A 17,826-nucleotide genomic window follows, 5' to 3' on the forward strand; every position below is an offset into this window, starting at 1 on the left:
AAGAAGCAGGAAGCCCTCGTCGCGTTCGGTTCTGGTGTCGTGGGCTAGGAGATGAGTATAAGAGACAGCGCGAAGGTTGTTCGCGAGCAGGCTCGCTCCCACGGCAGGAATTGATCGACTAAAGAGTATCTGCAGAGATCGATTCAACCAAGCGCCGTATCCATCACCATCATCAAACAAAAGCCGACACACAGCCCCAGGCTCGCCAGCTTTTCGTGGCCATTGCGCCGCGACTCGGGGATGACTTCCTGGGTGACCACCAGCAGCATCGCCCCGGCCGCCAATGCCAGACCCAACGGCAACAGCACCTCGGCCAAGTTGACCAGCCAGGCACAGAGCACCGCAAAGACCGGCTCAACCAGACCTGATGCCGCACCAATCAGGAACGCCTTGACCCGCGACATGCCCGCCCCTGCCAATACAAGGGCAATCACCAGGCCTTCCGGCACATCCTGCAACGCAATGCCCATCGCCAGGCTATCGGCATCCGGCATGCCGCCACCCGCCGACACCCCGACCGCCATGCCTTCAGGAATGTTGTGCGCCACAATGGCAATCACAAACAACCAGATGCGCGGCGCGATGACCGGCTCGCCGGGGCGACTGACAAATACCTCCGGCCCGGCGCCCGAGACCTTGCGATCCACCAGAAACAGGCAGAATGCGCCCAGCAGGATCCCTGCACTTATAAGCCCGCTGGCGGGCCAGGGTGACAACCCCAGGCTTTGCGCTGCCGCAATGCCCGGCACTATCAGCGAAAAGGCCGTGGCCGCCAGCATCACACCGGCCCCAAAGCCCAGCAGAGTGTCACTGACCGCCACCGGCATTTTTCGAATAACCAGGACAGGCACGGCGCCTAACGCCGTGCCCAGTGCACACAACGCACCGCCCTGCAGCGCCCGCAGCAGCCGGGGCTCCAGATCCAGCCAGACCAGCCCCTTGGCAACCAACAGGGCCGTACCCGCCAACAGCAAAAGCGTACCGAAGGCATAGCGAAACATTCGAACGCCACCGACCGCTAAAATTTGCGTGCCCATAATCCGCCTGAATCCTTTCGTTGCGCTTAGCCAATCGCCGCTTGATAGCGTCGCGCCACTTCCGGCCAGTTGATCACGTTGTAAAACGCGTTGATATACTCCGGGCGGCGGTTTTGATAGCGCAGGTAATACGCGTGCTCCCACACATCAAGCCCCAGGATCGGCGTATTGCCGTTCATCAGCGGGCTGTCCTGGTTGCCGCTGCTTTCGATTACCAGCGTTTTTTGCGGGGTCACGCTCAACCATGCCCAGCCACTGCCAAAACGCGTCAGCGCGGCTTTGGTAAAGTTTTCCTTGAACGCCTCCAGACCACCCAACTGCTCGTCAATCGCCTTGGCCAGCGCATCTTCGGGCTTACCCCCGCCTTTAGGGCTCATAACTTCCCAGAACAACGAGTGGTTGGCATGCCCGCCACCCTGGTTGATCACTGCAGCGCGCAGCTTTTCGGGCAACTGATGAACACTGGCCACCAGTTTTTCCACCGGCCACTTGGCCCATTCGGTGCCCTCTACGGCCGCATTGAGGTTATTGATGTAGGTCTGGTGATGCTTGGTGTAGTGAATTTCCATGGTTTGCGCATCAATATGCGGTTCAAGCGCGTCATAGGCATAAGGCAATGCAGGCAAGGTGTAAGTCATTTCAATGTGCTCCTAAGTGATGGCCGCTAACTGTCGAGAACTCATGGCTGCTCTGAGCCACATTGCTTTTGAGCAACAGGTTGGAGCGCGGGTACTCGCCGTACTCACTGATAAAATTCAAAAGCTCTACGTAGGTCTTGCTGCTCTGACGCAGCGCCGCTTCACGTAATGCTGTCGGCAGGCGCGCGTTCTGCATGGTTTGCAACAATCGCTGATGAATCGCACAGAGGTACTCCACGCTCTCCTCCGGTTGATTGAGGCGCAAATGCAGATCCGCCAGGTTGTGGTGTGAAATGACGCAGGCGGCCACTGCTTCGTCGGCATCACTCCAGCGCTCGAACAGCACCTGGGCCAGGGCCAGCGCCTGCAGATAATGCTCGCGGGCATCGACCAGTTCGCCTTCGGCGAAACAGCGGTTGGCTCTTTCGATCGTGCGTTTCCAGTGATCCATGTGAACCTCCAAAGCAGTGTCGATGGATTAAACGCCGCCGGCGGTGAGTTTCTCGGGGTCGAGAAGGACCTCAAGCTGGCTGCGTGACAAATCCGTGTATTCAAGTGCCACATCGATTACCGGGCGCCCTTGCTGGTAAGCGGTCTTGGCAATTTCGGCGGCTTTTTGATAACCGATGATCGGGTTCAGTGCCGTTACCAGGATCGGGTTGCGCGACAGCGCCTCCTTGAGCTTGGCTTCATTGACCTTGAAGCTGGCGATGGCCTTGTCAGCCAACAGGCGGCTTGAGTTGGCCATGAGTTCGATGCTGCTCAACAGGTTGTGCGCAATCACCGGCAGCATGACGTTCAGTTCGAAATTGCCGGACTGACCTGCCACGGTGATCGCCGCGTCGTTGCCGATGACCTGGGCCGCGACCATCGCCGTGGCTTCCGGAATCACCGGATTGACCTTGCCCGGCATGATCGACGAGCCCGGCTGTAACGCCTCAAGTTCGATTTCGCCCAGACCGGCCAGGGGGCCGGAGTTCATCCAGCGCAGGTCGTTGGCGATTTTCATCAGTGACACTGCCGTGGCCTTCAACTGACCAGAAACAGCCACTGCGGTGTCTTGCGAACCAATCAAGGCAAACAGGTCCTTGCCCGGCGTGAAGGCCACCCCGGTCAGCTCGCTGAGTTGCTGACTGAATAACGCAGCAAACTGCGGGTGGGCGTTAATCCCGGTGCCCACCGCGGTACCGCCCTGGGCCAGGGCTTGCAGAGCTGGCTGCAGGTTATGCAAATGCTCGATATTGGCCTTGAGCTGCTGCGCCCAGCCATTGAGCACCTGGCTCATGCGTACCGGCATCGCGTCCATCAAGTGGGTGCGCCCGGTTTTGACGTAGGCGTGAACCTCGATCGCCTTGCGCTCGATAACCTGCACCAGATGGCTCAGCGCCGGCAGCAACTGCTCGTGCAGGCCCAGTGCAGCGCTGACATGGATGGTGGTCGGGATAATGTCGTTGCTGCTTTGCCCGCAGTTGACGTGATCGTTGGGGTTCACCGGCTCGCCCAGCAGCCGCGTGGCCAGGGTTGCAATCACTTCGTTGGCATTCATGTTGGAGCTGGTGCCCGAACCGGTCTGGAAAATATCCACCGGGAAGTGCTCCATGAAATCACCGGTCAACAGGATCTGGGTGGCCTCGACAATCGCCTCGCCCTGGGCCGCGCTGATCTGCTTGAGTTCAACGTTGGCCAGGGCCGCTGCGCCCTTGGCCAGGATCAGGGCGCGAATGAATTGCGCAGGCATGCGTTGATGGCTGATGGGGAAGTTGTCGACTGCACGCTGGGTTTGCGCACCGTACAACGCGGATTCAGGCACACGCAACTCACCCATGCTGTCACGTTCGATACGAGTGTTACTCATCGGGAAATCCTTGCACCAGTTCTGTTAAAGAAATTGAAGGTTCGAGCTCGCAGGTTGCCAACTGCCAGGCAAAGCTTTGCCAGCGCTTGAGTCGGCAATTGCACAAGGCTTGGGTTTCGAGGTCGCGCAGCGGACGCCACGCGTTGTCCAGGCACAGATTGCGCCAGTGCCAAGGCAGCGCGGTGTCAGTGGCTGTATCTAGCATCAGGCGGAAGGTGGTGACCGCAATCAACCACGGGGAAGTGGCTGTACAGCCAGCAAGATAGCGGCCTTCAGCCAGGTAATGCTCGATCAGGCGCGGCTCGTCCGGCGCCAGCCCGCAGCGGATCTGGCGGCTCATCCAGCGCCAGCTTTCTAGATACGGCCCTTCACGCAACGCAGAACTCATGACCCAGGCTCACTCGATAATGAGATTCATTATTAAGCGATATTGATTATCAAAACAAGTCTGCTAAAGGACAGGATGCACAAACACAAAAAAGGCGTATCACCGTTGCAGTGATACGCCTTGGCATGGAACAGGCCAGTCTTAGCTGCCCGCCACCATCATGCGTTCAATCAGCACCGAACCGGTGCGGATGTTGCTGCGCAGCTCCAGATCGTTGCCCACGGCCACGATCTGTTTAAACATATCGCGCATATTGCCGGCGATGGTCACTTCCTGCACCGGGAACTGGATTTCGCCATTCTCGACCCAGAAACCCGCCGCGCCACGGGAATAGTCACCGGTGACCATGTTCAGGCCGCTGCCCATTAACTCGGTGACAAACAGACCACGCCCCATTTTGCGAATCAAGGCTGCCTGGTCTTCATCACCGTGTGTCACAAAGAGGTTATGCACGCCGCCGGCGTTGGCAGTGCTCGGCATGCCCAGTTTGCGCCCCGAGTAAGTGCTCAGGATGTACGAAACCAACTCGCCGTCCTTGATAAACGGTTTGGCGTAAGTGGCCAGGCCATCATTGTCGAACGACGAGCTGCCCATGGCGCGCATCAGGTGCGGGCGCTCATCCAGGGTCAACCATTCAGGGAAAATCTGCTGCCCCATTGCATCGAGCAGGAACGACGATTTACGGTACAGGTTGCCACCCGAGATTGCCCCCAGGAAACTGCCAAACAGGCCGCCAGCCAGTTCGGCCGAGAACAGCACCGGCACCTCGCACGTCGGTACCGGGCGCGAGCCCAGTCGCCGGGCAGCGCGCTCGGCGGCGCGCTGGCCAATGCTCACGGCGTCCATCAACAACTCGCCCTGGCAATTGACGTCATACCAGTAGTCACGCTGCATCTGGCCGTCGCCTTCGGCAATCATTACGCAACTGAGGCTGTGACGGGTCGAAGCCGAGCCGCCGATAAAACCATGGCTATTGCCGTACACGCGGCAGCCCTGATGGGTGCTGAGGGTGGTGCCATCGGCATTTTTGATCCGGCTGTCGGCCTCAAATGCAGCGGCTTCGCAGGCCAGGGCCTTTTCAATGGCCTGCTCGGGGGTGATGTCCCAGGTGTGGAACACATCAAAGTCTTTCAGTTCACGCGCCATCAGGCTGGCATCGGCCAAACCCGAGCTTTCGTCTTCCGAGGTGTGTTTGGCAATCGCCAGGGCGGCGGCGACGGTTTCGCGGATGGCATCCGGGCCGGTGGCCGAGGTGCTGGCCGAGCCTTTGCGCTGGCCTACATAGAGGGTGATGCCAAAACCCTGGTCACGGTTGAACTCTACGGTTTCAACTTCGCGCTGACGTACCGAGGTCGACAACCCCTGCTCCAGCGACACGGCTACTTCACAGGCGCTGGCACCCTGGCGCCTGGCTTCGGCGATGATTTGCTCGACCTGTTCCTGCAGTGCCGGCAAGGCCTGCGGGCCGACGCTTTGAACTGCACTCATGGTTTTCTCCACTCAAATTCTGTTTTCGGCAGGGCCGCCGAGCGACCGGGCCGGACAAGCGGCCCCCGACTGGTTATCATGGCGGCGTTTCTTTGCGGACTGCCACCATGGTTGATTCTTACGACGACGCCTTCGACGGCGAAAAAAGCAAATCGCAGGTCAAACGCGAGCTTCATGCTCTGGTTGATCTGGGCGAGCGTCTCACGACACTCAAGCCTGACTTGCTGAACAAAATGCCCCTGACTGACGCTATGCGTAAGGCTTTGGCAGATGCTCCAAAACACACGGCTCATATTGCGCGCAAGCGCCATATGATGTTCATCGGCAAACTGATGCGCGATCAACCGCTTGACGAAATTCTTGCCTTGATCGATCAAGTCGATGCCTCTTCTCGCCAGTACAACGAACGTTTTCACAACCTCGAGCGCTGGCGTGATCGCCTGATCGAGGGTGATGACGCTGTACTGGAAAAGTTTGTTGCCGAGTTCCCTGAAGCCGACCGCCAGCAAATGCGTTCGGTGATACGTCAGGCCAAACACGAGCTGGCTCATAACAAGGCACCGGCTTCAAGCCGCAAATTGTTCAAGTACATCCGTGGGTTGGACGAGACTCAACGCGGTCTGCGTTAAGCCTCGTACCCGTGAAGGTTGCCTGGCAACCTTCACGGGACCTCCCCTCAACCGCCCGTACCGCCTACAGTGATCGCGTCAATCTTCAGGGTTGGCTGGCCGACACCTACCGGCACCGACTGCCCATCCTTGCCACACGTGCCTACGCCGCTGTCCAGCGACAGATCGTTACCGACCATCGACACCTTGCTCATTGCTTCCGGCCCGTTGCCAATCAGGGTCGCGCCTTTGACTGGGCGAGTGATTTTGCCGTCTTCAATCAGATAGGCTTCGCTGGTGGAGAACACAAACTTGCCGCTGGTGATATCGACCTGACCACCACCCAGATTGGCGCAGTAGATGCCCTTTTTCACCGAAGCGATGATTTCGGCAGGATCGCTTTCGCCGCCCAGCATGTAGGTGTTGGTCATGCGCGGCATCGGCAAGTGCGCATAGGATTCGCGACGGCCGTTGCCGGTGCGCGCCACGCCCATCAGACGGGCATTGAGCTTGTCCTGCATATAGCCCTTGAGCACGCCGTTTTCAATCAGGGTGGTGCACTCGGTCGGGGTGCCTTCGTCATCCACGCTCAGCGAGCCACGGCGGCCCGCCAGGGTACCGTCATCGACGATGGTGCACAGTTTGGAAGCAACCATTTCGCCCATGCGTCCGCTGTAGGCAGAACTGCCCTTGCGGTTGAAGTCCCCTTCCAGACCGTGACCCACCGCTTCATGCAACAGTACGCCGGACCAACCCGAGCCCAGAACCACCGGCATGGTGCCTGCCGGAGCCGGTACCGCTTCGAGGTTGACCAGGGCCTGGCGCAACGCTTCACGGGCGTAACCCATGGCACGATCGTCAGTGAGGAAATAGCGGTAGTCGGTACGCCCGCCACCACCATGACCGCCGCGCTCGCGACGGCCATTCTGCTCAACGATGACGCTGACGTTGAAACGCACCAGCGGCCGGATATCTGCCGCCAGCCCGCCATCGGTGGAGGCCACCAGAATCCGCTCCCAGACCCCGGCCATGCTCACGGTGACTTGCTGGATACGCGGATCTAGGGCGCGGGTGGCGGCATCGACACGCTTGAGCAGCTCGACCTTTTCTGCGCGGCTGATGACTTCCAGCGGGTTGTCCGGGCCATACAGCTGAGCCACGTCCTGAGTGGTGAACGCCTGCACCGTGCCGTTTTGCCCGGCACGGGAGATCGAACGGGCGGCGCGGGCGGCCTGACCCAATGCGTCCAGGGTAATGGCATTGCTGTAGGCAAAGCCGGTCTTCTCGCCAGACTGGGCGCGAACACCTACACCCTGGTCGAGGTTAAAGCTGCCTTCTTTGACGATGCCGTCTTCCAGCGCCCAGGATTCGGAAATCTGGCCCTGGAAATACAGGTCTGCCGCGTCGATACCCGGCCCGGCCAGGTCGCCCAATACGCTTTGCAGACTTTCGATGGTGACACCTCCGGGTGCCAACAGGTGTTCGCTGACTGAGGTCAACAACTCGCTCATAATCACTCCGTCTTGGCCCCTGCTTCAGCATCTTTGAGTGCTGAACCCTCGGGCCTGAAAAATCTGTTCTGTGGGAGCGGGCTTGCTCGCGATGGCATCGATGCGGGGCAACGGTTACACCCTGTCGCCTGCATCGCGAGCAAGCCCGCTCCCACTTAAATTAGATGGGCGTTGAACCGCCGATGGCTCACCACCGGCATGCGCGCCCTGATATCCGCCTGCTCAAGCGCATCGCGGCGGGCCAGCAACACCCCCTCGCCCTGCGCCTGCTCGGCCAGCACCCGCCCCCAGGGATCGATAATGGCTGCATGCCCCCAGGTTTCTCGCGGGCCCGGATGCACGCCGCCCTGGGCCGCTGCAAGGATATAGCACTGGGTTTCAATGGCGCGGGCGCGTATCAGTATCTCCCAATGGGCCGCACCCGTGACAGCGGTAAAGGCCGAGGGCGCGGTAATCAGTTCAGCGCCCGCAGTGCGCAGCTCACTGTACAGCTCCGGGAAGCGCAGGTCATAACATACGCTCAGGCCCAGCTTGCCGACCGGGGTATCAACCACCACCACACGCTTGCCCCGGGCATAGTCATCAGACTCGCGATAGCGGCCACGGTTGTCAGACACATCCACATCAAACAAGTGCAATTTGTCGTAACGGGCCGCTTGCTCGCCCTCGGCGTTGATCAGCAATGAACAAGCATTGACCTTGGCTTCAGGCTGCCCCTCTGGCGGCAGAGGCAAAGTACCAGCCACTACCCATAACTTGAGGTCGCGGGCGGTCTGTTTCAACCAGGGCAGGATCGGGCCCTCGCCCAAGGCCTCGGCGCGGCCGATGGCGGCAGTATCGCGACGGCCCATCGCGGCAAAGTTCTCGGGCAACACGGCCAGTTGCGCACCGCCTTGGGCAGCCTCCTCCAGCAGGCGACGGGCCTGGGCCAGATTGGCCAGGACATCGCTCTGGCTGACCATTTGAATCACTGCCAGGGTCATGCTGCGCTCCTAGTGTTTCTCGAAAGGCTTGTCGAAAGTGATCTTCGGATCGTTCCACGGCCCTTGAATGCTGTATTGCACGCTGGCGAAGCGCGACACCTGGTCACCGATCAGCTTGTTGAGCAGGAACATCGCCCCGCCCGCTGCCGGCCCGCCCACCAACAGCGCTGCAAGGGGCAGGTTATTGGTCACGGGCAAGGTCACCAGCAGCTTGGCGTCGACCCGGTCGGTGACCATGTTCAATGTACCGTTAAGTTCCAGATTGGTGGACGGCCCGGTCATCAGGATCGGCTTGCCTGTGCTGTACACGCCGCTGCGGGCATTGAGCACGCCCTTGACCCGGTCATAGCTCAGGCCCTTGCCGAACAGGTCGGAGAAGTCCAGGCGCAGACGGCGGCCAATGGCGTTGAAGTTGAGCAAGCCAAAAATGCGCAGCACCTGGGCGCTGCCGTCGACTTCCACAAACTGCCCCTTGTTGAGCGAGGCGTCCAGTGTGCCGGAGAAACGCTTGAGACCAATCCACGCTGGCGAACCGGGCCAGTTGCCATCGATGTCCACATGAAAGTTGTCGCTGGTGACGCTGGGGGCAAAGCCCCAGTTCTTCAGCACCGTGGCCAGGTTGCCGCCACCCAGGCGCCCCTGGTACCAGCTTTTGCTGTTACCCGCCACGCCTTCCCAGCCGCCCGAACCTTCAAGCAGCATGCCCTTGAGCCCCAGATTGAGACTGGTAAGGCTGATGCCCCGGCTGTTGGGTCGAATGTTGAGTGACCAGGCACCAAGCAGGTCCGCCCCCTGGTAGAGCTGGCGAATAATGATGTCCAGAGCCGGTATTTTGCGCGGGTCGACCGCAGCCAGCGGGTCGGGGGCATTCTCGTCTGCCACCGTCTTGGGATCAGGCGCAGGCAGGCGAATGGTCTGCATGTTGACCACAATCGGCGCGTTGTTCGCATCCGGTAGGGTCACGGCGCCGATGGCCTGCTTGCTGTCGATTTGCAGCGCCCAGGAGGCGGCGACGCGCTTCATGACCAGGCGCACCTGATCCAATTGGGTGCCGAAGGCAATCAACTTGCCGACTTTAAAGTCCGCACTGCTGAGCAGTTGCTTGGCGCTGCCGCCGGGGTCATTGCCGGCATATCGTTCGACCAGCGCCTGCCAGGGGGCGACGTCCAGCTCCGACAGCACGCCGCGAATGCGCAGGCCCTTGGTCGTGGGCAAAACGGGTTTGCCATCGCCCAGGAACAACTCGCCACGCCCGTCTTCAAACTTGCCATTGGGGGCAGCAAAGGTCAGGTTGACCAGGTCGCCGTAGTCAAACCAGTACCGCCGCTCGGCCCCTTGCAGAGTCATGCGAAACACGCTGTTGCGGCTTTCATTGGCCGCCAGCCCGAAGGGTGCCGGCAAATCCACCACCGCGCCCTTGAGGCTGGAGCTGACGCGTAACTGGCTGTCGGCACCGTCCAGGGTCAGTTGCAACTGATAGGGCAAGTCACCGCTTACCGGGATCGGTTGATTGAACTTGAGCCAGTCCGTGAGTTTTTTCACCCCCACCTGACCGCTGGCCACCACCCGGGTGCTGATGCGGCCAGGCTTGCCGTCGGCAAAGATCTGCGCGGTGATCGGGCGATCGAACGCCCGGGCGCTGATGCCCTTGCCGCTCAGGCCCTTGGCACTGTCAAAGCGCAGGTCACCCTTGAGCTGGGTCAGTTCAAGCTCGGGTTCGCTGATTTTCAGGCGCGCCTTGTCGACATTGAAGTCCACCAGGATTTTTGGCTCCACGCCCTGTTCCAGCGGGATGTCCAGATCAACACGGCCCTTGAGCGAACCTTCACCCTGCCAGCCAGCGAACGTTTCTGCGGTACCTATCGGTGCTTCCTGAAGAATTTTCAGACCGTCCCCCAGCCCGCCCTCAAAGTCGCCATCCAGAAACAGATGGCTGACCTTGCCGGCAGGCACATGCGGGATGCTGACAGCCACGTTACGCACACGGGTGTCGAGTAGCTGACCTTTGCTGGCCATGATCCGCACACCGCTATCTTCAATAAACACATCGCCCGACACGTTACGCACATGGGGCCAGCCAGGCTGGAACGCCAGTTCTGCGCCATGCACCTTGAAAAACAGGCTGATATTGCGCGCCGCCGCAACGGCGTCATGGCTCAGCGAACCTTGATACTGGAAGAAGCCCTCTTCGACTGCGCCTTTGATAATCGCCGTGCTCAGCCACTCCGAAAGCGCCGGACTCAGTACTTCAGGCAGGTACTTGGGGGTAAAACGGCCGTCGCCATCTGTCAGGCCCACCCGCAGGTCCATGTAATCTTCCTGGGAATGGTCAAGGTGAATGCGGATCAAAAAGTCGGCCGCGATATTGCCCTCTTCCCCCAGCACTTTGATGTAGGGCGCAATCAGGGTGAAGCTGTCCTTGTTCAGGGTCCAGGTCAGCAGGGCATTGGCTTGCAGGTATTGCCAGGGCTTGGCGAAGATCGGGTCGAGGTGCAGCATGAAGTCTTTGCTGTCCAGGCGCAGTTCGCCCTTGCCCAGGTCGCCGCTGATCAGGCCACTGACATTGCGCGCCGCCGGAGCGCCGTGGGTGGCATTGAAGCCGACCTGCTCCAGATTGGCCGCAAAGCTGATTTTTTGATCGTCCGTGGCTGCTGGTCGATAATCAGCCAGCACATTGCGCAAGGTGCCGGTAACGCTCAATTGATCGATGACTTTGGCGACGGCTTCCGGCACGGGGGCCAGTGAGTCCATCAGCGGCGTGATCGGGGTCAGGTCCAGGCGGTCGGCCTGCAGGTGCCAACGCTCCTGCTCCTTGTCGGTGGCCGCGAACTGCTGCAGTTGCAGACGGGTTTCCCAACGGGTCTTGCCCAGGTTCATGGCCAGTGAGTCGAGCACCACCCTGAAACCCTGTTTGCCGCGCTCAGCCCAGGCATGCAGCGCCAGGTTCTCGATGGTCTCGGGTTTGCGATCGGCATAGGCACCACTGAACCGGGTCGCATTCAGGCGCGCCACCGCGCTCTGTACCGAGCCCTGGCTCCAGTTGAACCAGAACTCGCCTCCAGCCTTGAGCTCGGAGACTTTCCACGGTGCGATCAGCGTGGCCGGCAGCCACTTGGCCCAATCACTTTGCGGCAGGCTCACATAGGCCTGGGCCGCACCGTCACGCCAGTGGCTGGCCTGAACCTGTGTGCTGAGGCTCAGCGCCACGGGCTGGCCATCGGGCAAGGTCAGCCGCGCATCAAGACGCTGGTCCGACGCGCCGACGTCCAGCGTCAGCCCGACATAAGTCAGGGTCAGCGGGGATTGTTTGTAGGGTTCCAGGGTCACCTGGCTGTCGAGCACCGACAACCGCGCCACACGTTGCAGCTGGTTGAGCAACTGCTCAGGGTCAAGCGGCTGGTCATCCTGCACCGGCAGCCCTTCGAGTGCCCAGTGGCCGTGTTCATCCTGGCGCAAGCTCAGTTGCAGACCATTGAGTTGCACGTGACCAATACGGATATCACGGTTCAACAGGCTGGCCCACACATCGGGCACCACCTGCACTTCATCCAGACGCAGGGCGCTGTTGCCCTCACCGACCATGACGTCGTGGGCCTTCAATACCGGCGCCATGCCGCTCCAGCTTCCTTCCAGGCTGCCAATGGTCAATGGCATGCCCAGCGCTTCACGGGCTTTGCTCTGCACTTCAACGCGGTATTCGGCGATCAGGGGGGTCAATTCACGGCCGATACTGACGTACAACGCCGTCAGGACCAAAACCAGAGCGCACGCGCCCAGCCCCCAACGGGTCAGCGCGGCAAAAAAGCGTGTCAGACGCTCCATGTCAGGTGGCCCCTTAAATAATGATCGTAGGGGCCGGTTTCAGCCCCTTTTCGACGCTATGTGACGCTAGATACTTCAGAGCAGCACCACGTCGTATTGTTCCTGGGAGTACATGGTTTCGACCTGAAAACGAATCGTGCGACCGATAAACCCTTCCAGCTCCGCGACATTGCCTGACTCTTCGTCCAGTAAACGATCCACCACTTTCTGGTTGGCCAGCACACGATAGCCGGTCGCTTGATAAGCCCGGGCCTCTCGCAGGATCTCACGGAAGATTTCATAGCAGATGGTTTCGGGGGTTTTCAACTTTCCCCGGCCCTGGCAGCACACGCACGGCTCGCACAACACTTGCTCCAGGCTCTCGCGCGTACGTTTGCGGGTCATCTGCACCAGACCCAACTCGGTAATGCCGATGATGTTGGTCTTGGCGTGATCACGCTCCAGCTGTTTTTCCAGGGTGCGTATCACCTGGCGCTGGTGCTCTTCATCTTCCATGTCGATAAAGTCGATGATGATGATCCCGCCCAGGTTGCGCAGGCGCAGTTGCCGGGCAATCGCGGTAGCCGCTTCGAGGTTGGTCTTGAAGATGGTTTCCTCAAGGTTGCGATGCCCCACAAACGCGCCGGTGTTGACGTCGATGGTGGTCATGGCCTCAGCCGGGTCGACCACCAGATAACCGCCGGACTTGAGCGGTACCTTGCGGTCCAGGGCCTTCTGGATTTCGTCTTCAACGCCGTACAAATCGAAAATCGGCCGTTCGCCCGGGTAGTGCTCAAGGCGGTCGGCGATTTCCGGCATCAGTTCGGCAACAAATTGCGTGGTCCTCTGAAAGGTTTCCCGCGAATCGATGCGAATTTTCTCGATCTTGGGGCTGACCAGATCACGCAATGTACGCAGCGCCAGGCCCAGGTCTTCGTAGATCACCGTCGGCGCGCCAACCGTCTTGATCTGGGCACCGATCTGGTCCCACAAACGACGCAGGTAGCGAATATCCATCAGGATCTCATCCGCCCCGGCACCTTCGGCCGCCGTACGCAGGATAAACCCGCCGGCTTCCTTGATGCCTTCCTGGGCCACGCAATCACTGACCACCTGTTTAAGGCGTTCGCGCTCGGCTTCGTCTTCGATCTTCAGCGAAATGCCGACATGGGCAGTGCGCGGCATATACACCAGGTAGCGCGAGGGTATCGACAGTTGAGTCGTCAGGCGCGCACCTTTTGAACCTATCGGGTCTTTGGTGACTTGCACCACCAGGCTCTGGCCTTCATGCACCAGCGTACCGATGCTTTCAACGGCCTGGCCTTCACGCAGGGAAATTTCGGAGGCATGAATAAAAGCAGCACGATCCAGACCGATATCCACAAAGGCAGCCTGCATGCCGGGCAAAACCCTGACAATCTTGCCTTTGTAGATATTACCGACAATGCCCCGGCGCTGGGTACGTTCGACATGCACCTCTTGCAGAACACCGTTCTCTACCACTGCCACGCGCGATTCCATCGGCGTGATGTTGATCAGGATCTCTTCACTCATGGCTGGGTCTCGTTCAGGCGTCATCACAGTAGTGCCACGTCTCGTAGGTGCCGTATTCAGCGCACGGTAAGGTTTTGCCAACAGGGTATGCCGAAATGCCCGAGCAGTTCTGCGGTTTCGCACACAGGCAGGCCCACGACGGCGGAATAACTGCCATTCAGGCCCGCCACAAACACCGCAGCCAAGCCCTGAATGGCGTAGCCACCGGCTTTGTCCAGGGGTTCACCGCTGGCCCAATACAGGCTGGCTTCTTGTTTGCTGATGTTTCTAAAGCGTACCTGACTGCGTACCACTCGGGTTTCACAGCGCCCGGCGTCAATAATCGCGATCGCGGTCAACACCTCATGCTCCCGGCCAGACAGCGCCATGAGCATAGCCAAGGCGTCGGCCTCGTCGACCGGTTTACCGAGAATGTGTTCATCGAGCACCACGGCCGTGTCAGCCCCCAGTACGCAAAACGCAGCGTCCGGCATGGTCGTCAGCAGTTGTTGGCGCCCGGCCTGGGCCTTTTCGCGCGCCAGGCGCTCGACATAGGCCACAGGGGATTCATTCGGGAGGGGAGTTTCGTCAATGGCTGCGCTGACCGTTTCAAACGGCACGCCGATCTGAGTCAACAACTCGCGTCGGCGCGGTGAGCCAGAGGCCAGATAAAGCGAGGTCATCAAGACATCTCCCTGTCGAGGTGCACAAACCAGGAAATGGCTCGTATCCGGTTAATTGATTTTGAAGCGTCTGCACAGCCCGCGCAGCCCGTAACTGACCCAGGGCCACAGCAGGGCACTGACCACACCCGGCAACACCAGCGCCAGCGTTGGCTGGCGATTGCCGGTCAACGCACTGAGCCACAGTTGGGCAAGCTGCGCCAGGCCGAACACAACCAGAAGCACCAGGCATTGCTGCCACATCGGGAACACCCGCAAGCGCTGCTGAAGGGACAGCACCAGAAAGGTAATCAGGGTCAGGGTCAGGGCGTTCTGCCCCAGCAACGTGCCATACAGCACATCCTCCGCCAACCCCAGGCAAAACGCGGTGACCATGCCCACTTTGTGCGGCATGTACAAGGCCCAGAAAGCCAGTAGCAATGCCAGCCAGAGCGGGCGCAGGATTTCCATGAACTGGGGCATGGGTGAAATACTGAGCAACAGGCCAATGGCAAATGTCAGCCAGATGATCCAGCCGTTACGCGAACGGGTACTCGCCATTTATTGCCTCTCCCGGGTAGTGGCCGGCACGGCGGCTGGCGGCTTGGCGGCAGGGGTTGCAGCGGGCGCAGGTTTTTTCACGGTCTTGGGCTCGGCAACAGCCGCCGGAGCTGGAGCCACAGCCGCCGGGATAACGGCCGCTGCAGGCGCAACCGGCTTGGGCACCGTCGCCGGAATGATCGGCGGCGGTTCACCGTTTTGTTCAGCCTGCTGAGCCTTGGCCGCATCGTTGGCCCGCTCTTCAGGGGTACGGCTGTCACTGAACACCAGCAGCAGGTAACGGCTGCGATTCAGGGCTGCCGTCGGCACGGCCCGCACAATGGCAAAGGGCTGACCCGAATCGTGAATCACCTCCTTTACCGTTGCCACCGGATAACCGGCCGGGAAGCGCTGCCCCAGGCCCGAGCTGACCAACAGGTCACCCACCTTGATATCCGCCGTATCGGCAACATGACGCAGTTCAAGGCTCTCGGGGTTGCCCGTACCGCTGGCAATCGCCCGCAACCCGTTACGGTTGACCTGCACTGGAATGCTATGGGTGGTATCGGTCAGCAACAGGACACGCGAGGTGTAGGGCATCAACTCAACCACCTGCCCCATCAGACCGCGGGCATCGAGTACCGGCTGGCCCAGCACAACGCCGTCACGTTCACCCTTGTTGATGATGATGCGATGAGTGAAGGGGTTGGGATCCATGCCGATCAGTTCGGCCACTTCGACCTTTTCGTTGACCAGCGCCGAAGAGTTGAGCAACTCGCGCAGGCGAACGTTCTGCTCGGTCAAGGCCGCCAGCTTTTGCATGCGCCCCTGAAGCAGAAGGTTTTCGGTTTTGAGTTTCTCGTTTTCAGCCACCAGCTCAGTGCGGCTGCCGAACTGACTGGCCACGCCCTGCCACAAACGCTGCGGCAGATCGGTGATCCAGTAGGACTGCATCAGTACCAGAGACATCTGGCTGCGCACAGGCTTGAGTAACGTAAAGCGAGCGTCCACTACCATTAGCGCGACCGATAGCACGACCAGCACCAGAAAGCGCACGCCCAATGAGGGGCCTTTGGAAAAGAGCGGTTTAATAAGCCGCTCCTCCCGGGCAGGTGTTCAATTTATTCATACGGCTTCAAGCGGCCTGGATGAAGATTGACAGAAGATAAACGCCAAAAGGCAGCACTGCAAAGTGCTACCTTCTGATGATAACGAAAGGGCTGCACCACGCGATCTTATTCGCTGGAGAGCAGGTCCATCGTGTGTTTATCCATCATTTCCAGCGCACGGCCACCGCCACGCGCAACACAGGTCAACGGGTCTTCGGCAACAATCACCGGCAGACCGGTTTCCTGAGCCAGCAACTTGTCGAGGTCACGCAGCAAGGCGCCACCACCGGTCAGTACCAGGCCACGCTCGGCGATGTCCGAAGCCAGCTCTGGCGGAGACTGTTCCAGCGCGCTTTTCACGGCCTGAACGATGGTTGCCAGCGACTCTTGCAGAGCCTCGAGCACTTCATTGGAGTTCAGGGTGAAGGCACGTGGTACGCCCTCTGCCAGGTTACGGCCGCGTACGTCGACTTCACGTACTTCACCACCCGGGTAGGCAGTGCCGATTTCCTGCTTGATGCGCTCGGCAGTCGATTCACCGATCAGGCTGCCGTAGTTACGGCGCACATAGGTGATGATTGCTTCGTCGAAACGGTCGCCACCTACCCGTACGGATTCGGCGTAAACCACACCGTTCAGGGAGATCAGCGCGATTTCAGTGGTACCGCCACCGATATCGACAACCATCGAGCCACGAGCTTCTTCAACCGGCAGGCCCGCACCGATGGCCGCAGCCATTGGTTCTTCGATCAGGAACACTTCACGGGCACCGGCACCGAGTGCCGATTCACGAATGGCGCGACGCTCTACCTGAGTCGATTTGCAAGGCACGCAAATCAAGACTCGCGGGCTAGGTTGCAGGAAACTGTTTTCATGCACCTTGTTGATGAAGTACTGCAGCATTTTTTCGCAAACGCTGAAATCGGCGATAACGCCGTCCTTCATCGGACGAATGGCAGCAATGTTGCCCGGTGTACGGCCAAGCATGCGCTTGGCCTCGGTGCCGACAGCAACGACACTTTTCTGGTTACCGTGTGTCCGAATAGCCACAACTGATGGCTCATTCAGGACAATACCGCGCTCGCGCACGTAAATAAGGGTGTTGGCAGTGCCCAGGTCGATGGAAAGATCGCTGGAAAACATGCCACGCAGTTTCTTGAACATGGGAAAGGGACCCTAGGCAACGCGTGGGTAAAAAAGTGCGGCAAACTCTAACAACGACAGGGATTTTGGGCAAGGCGCCAATATGTTAAATTGGGCGCTTTTCTGAGCACCAACACCCACAATCGCGGCCATATGACCGTAGAAATGCGGTAGTGTTCCGACAATCTAACACACGGATAGCATCCGTCCTGTTTTCCACTGGAGAATCCCATGGCGCTAGACCGCTCCGACGTGGAAAAAATCGCACATTTGGCCCGTCTTGGCCTCAATGATGCCGATATTCCACGCACCACCGAAGCCCTTAACAGCATTTTGGGGCTGATTGATCAGATGCAGGCCGTCGACACGACCGGTATCGAGCCTCTGGCCCACCCACTGGAAGCCAGCCAGCGCCTGCGTGCAGACGTCGTGACTGAGAGCAATCATCGCGAGGCGTATCAGTCCATCGCACCGGCGGTCGAAAACGGCCTCTATCTGGTTCCGAAAGTCATCGAGTAAAGGGAAAGCGC

The 17,826-nt window shown here is 59.7% G+C and carries 16 protein-coding genes; 2 read left to right on the top strand and 14 right to left on the bottom strand.

Annotation, left to right across the window (positions count from 1 at the left end):
- Nucleotides 1–143: 143 nt before the first annotated feature.
- The 6 genes from QN377_RS16855 to pmbA form a co-directional block, all read right to left on the bottom strand.
- Entirely contained in the window at nt 144–1,037 is an 894-nt protein-coding gene (locus tag QN377_RS16855; RefSeq protein WP_095001136.1) for a ZIP family metal transporter, read from the bottom strand.
- A 26-nt stretch (nt 1,038–1,063) separates the two neighbouring features.
- Nucleotides 1,064–1,675: a superoxide dismutase gene (locus tag QN377_RS16860; RefSeq protein WP_322212410.1), complete on the bottom strand. Its 612-nt coding sequence runs from the start codon at nt 1,673–1,675 to the stop codon at nt 1,064–1,066.
- A gap of 1 nt (nt 1,676) precedes the next feature.
- Nucleotides 1,677–2,126: a hypothetical protein gene (locus QN377_RS16865; protein ID WP_095001134.1), complete on the bottom strand. Its 450-nt coding sequence runs from the start codon at nt 2,124–2,126 to the stop codon at nt 1,677–1,679.
- A 27-nt stretch (nt 2,127–2,153) separates the two neighbouring features.
- On the bottom strand, nt 2,154–3,530 hold the full coding sequence (locus QN377_RS16870; RefSeq protein ID WP_095018241.1) for a class II fumarate hydratase: 1,377 nt from the start codon (nt 3,528–3,530) through the stop codon (nt 2,154–2,156).
- Nucleotides 3,523–3,918: a FagA protein gene (locus QN377_RS16875; RefSeq protein ID WP_095001132.1), complete on the bottom strand. Its 396-nt coding sequence runs from the start codon at nt 3,916–3,918 to the stop codon at nt 3,523–3,525. The genes QN377_RS16870 and QN377_RS16875 overlap by 8 nt, the downstream gene beginning before the upstream one ends.
- Nucleotides 3,919–4,059: 141 nt before the next feature.
- On the bottom strand, nt 4,060–5,406 hold the full coding sequence (gene pmbA, locus QN377_RS16880) for a metalloprotease PmbA (RefSeq protein WP_095018242.1): 1,347 nt from the start codon (nt 5,404–5,406) through the stop codon (nt 4,060–4,062).
- 107 nt (nt 5,407–5,513) lie between these two features.
- On the opposite strand from pmbA, the gene yjgA reads away from it, so the two are divergent.
- A complete protein-coding gene (gene yjgA, locus QN377_RS16885; protein WP_016781786.1) occupies nt 5,514–6,035 on the top strand; it encodes a ribosome biogenesis factor YjgA in 522 nt (173 codons plus the stop codon).
- 47 nt (nt 6,036–6,082) lie between these two features.
- Here yjgA and tldD read toward each other — a convergent pair whose 3' ends face one another.
- The 8 genes from tldD to mreB all read right to left on the bottom strand — a co-directional run bounded on the left by tldD (nt 6,083) and on the right by mreB (nt 17,317).
- Nucleotides 6,083–7,525, bottom strand: a complete 1,443-nt coding sequence (gene tldD / locus QN377_RS16890; RefSeq protein WP_016781785.1) for a metalloprotease TldD — start codon at nt 7,523–7,525, stop codon at nt 6,083–6,085.
- A 155-nt stretch (nt 7,526–7,680) separates the two neighbouring features.
- Nucleotides 7,681–8,508, bottom strand: a complete 828-nt coding sequence (locus tag QN377_RS16895; RefSeq protein ID WP_095001129.1) for a carbon-nitrogen hydrolase family protein — start codon at nt 8,506–8,508, stop codon at nt 7,681–7,683.
- 9 nt (nt 8,509–8,517) lie between these two features.
- Nucleotides 8,518–12,330: a YhdP family protein gene (locus QN377_RS16900; RefSeq protein WP_095001128.1), complete on the bottom strand. Its 3,813-nt coding sequence runs from the start codon at nt 12,328–12,330 to the stop codon at nt 8,518–8,520.
- A gap of 75 nt (nt 12,331–12,405) precedes the next feature.
- Complete coding sequence (rng, locus tag QN377_RS16905; protein WP_095001127.1) at nt 12,406–13,863, bottom strand: ribonuclease G; 1,458 nt, start codon at nt 13,861–13,863, stop codon at nt 12,406–12,408.
- A gap of 56 nt (nt 13,864–13,919) precedes the next feature.
- Nucleotides 13,920–14,525: a Maf family protein gene (locus QN377_RS16910; protein WP_095018244.1), complete on the bottom strand. Its 606-nt coding sequence runs from the start codon at nt 14,523–14,525 to the stop codon at nt 13,920–13,922.
- Between the two features lie 51 nt (nt 14,526–14,576).
- Entirely contained in the window at nt 14,577–15,065 is a 489-nt protein-coding gene (mreD, locus tag QN377_RS16915; protein WP_095001125.1) for a rod shape-determining protein MreD, read from the bottom strand.
- Nucleotides 15,066–16,136 (bottom strand): rod shape-determining protein MreC, encoded by a 1,071-nt coding sequence (mreC, locus tag QN377_RS16920; RefSeq protein ID WP_095001124.1) that lies wholly within the window; start codon nt 16,134–16,136, stop codon nt 15,066–15,068.
- Between the two features lie 143 nt (nt 16,137–16,279).
- Nucleotides 16,280–17,317, bottom strand: coding sequence for a rod shape-determining protein MreB (gene mreB / locus QN377_RS16925; protein ID WP_002555108.1), 1,038 nt, complete (start codon nt 17,315–17,317; stop codon nt 16,280–16,282).
- 210 nt (nt 17,318–17,527) lie between these two features.
- Here mreB and gatC point away from each other — a divergent pair, with 210 nt between their 5' ends.
- Nucleotides 17,528–17,815: an Asp-tRNA(Asn)/Glu-tRNA(Gln) amidotransferase subunit GatC gene (gene gatC, locus QN377_RS16930; protein ID WP_016781778.1), complete on the top strand. Its 288-nt coding sequence runs from the start codon at nt 17,528–17,530 to the stop codon at nt 17,813–17,815.
- Nucleotides 17,816–17,826: the final 11 nt, after the last annotated feature.

It is taken from the genome of Pseudomonas sp. CCC4.1 (assembly GCF_035019225.1).
GTDB classification, from domain to species: domain Bacteria; phylum Pseudomonadota; class Gammaproteobacteria; order Pseudomonadales; family Pseudomonadaceae; genus Aquipseudomonas; species Aquipseudomonas bubulae.

Coding starts and splice junctions, on each gene's coding strand:
- QN377_RS16855 (WP_095001136.1), bottom strand. CDS start 1,037: ATGGGCACGCAAATTTTAGCGGTCGGTGGCGTTCGAATGTTTCGCTAT.
- QN377_RS16860 (WP_322212410.1), bottom strand. CDS start 1,675: ATGACTTACACCTTGCCTGCATTGCCTTATGCCTATGACGCGCTTGAA.
- QN377_RS16865 (WP_095001134.1), bottom strand. CDS start 2,126: ATGGATCACTGGAAACGCACGATCGAAAGAGCCAACCGCTGTTTCGCC.
- QN377_RS16870 (WP_095018241.1), bottom strand. CDS start 3,530: ATGAGTAACACTCGTATCGAACGTGACAGCATGGGTGAGTTGCGTGTG.
- QN377_RS16875 (WP_095001132.1), bottom strand. CDS start 3,918: ATGAGTTCTGCGTTGCGTGAAGGGCCGTATCTAGAAAGCTGGCGCTGG.
- pmbA (WP_095018242.1), bottom strand. CDS start 5,406: ATGAGTGCAGTTCAAAGCGTCGGCCCGCAGGCCTTGCCGGCACTGCAG.
- yjgA (WP_016781786.1), top strand. CDS start 5,514: ATGGTTGATTCTTACGACGACGCCTTCGACGGCGAAAAAAGCAAATCG.
- tldD (WP_016781785.1), bottom strand. CDS start 7,525: ATGAGCGAGTTGTTGACCTCAGTCAGCGAACACCTGTTGGCACCCGGA.
- QN377_RS16895 (WP_095001129.1), bottom strand. CDS start 8,508: ATGACCCTGGCAGTGATTCAAATGGTCAGCCAGAGCGATGTCCTGGCC.
- QN377_RS16900 (WP_095001128.1), bottom strand. CDS start 12,330: ATGGAGCGTCTGACACGCTTTTTTGCCGCGCTGACCCGTTGGGGGCTG.
- rng (WP_095001127.1), bottom strand. CDS start 13,863: ATGAGTGAAGAGATCCTGATCAACATCACGCCGATGGAATCGCGCGTG.
- QN377_RS16910 (WP_095018244.1), bottom strand. CDS start 14,525: ATGACCTCGCTTTATCTGGCCTCTGGCTCACCGCGCCGACGCGAGTTG.
- mreD (WP_095001125.1), bottom strand. CDS start 15,065: ATGGCGAGTACCCGTTCGCGTAACGGCTGGATCATCTGGCTGACATTT.
- mreB (WP_002555108.1), bottom strand. CDS start 17,317: ATGTTCAAGAAACTGCGTGGCATGTTTTCCAGCGATCTTTCCATCGAC.
- gatC (WP_016781778.1), top strand. CDS start 17,528: ATGGCGCTAGACCGCTCCGACGTGGAAAAAATCGCACATTTGGCCCGT.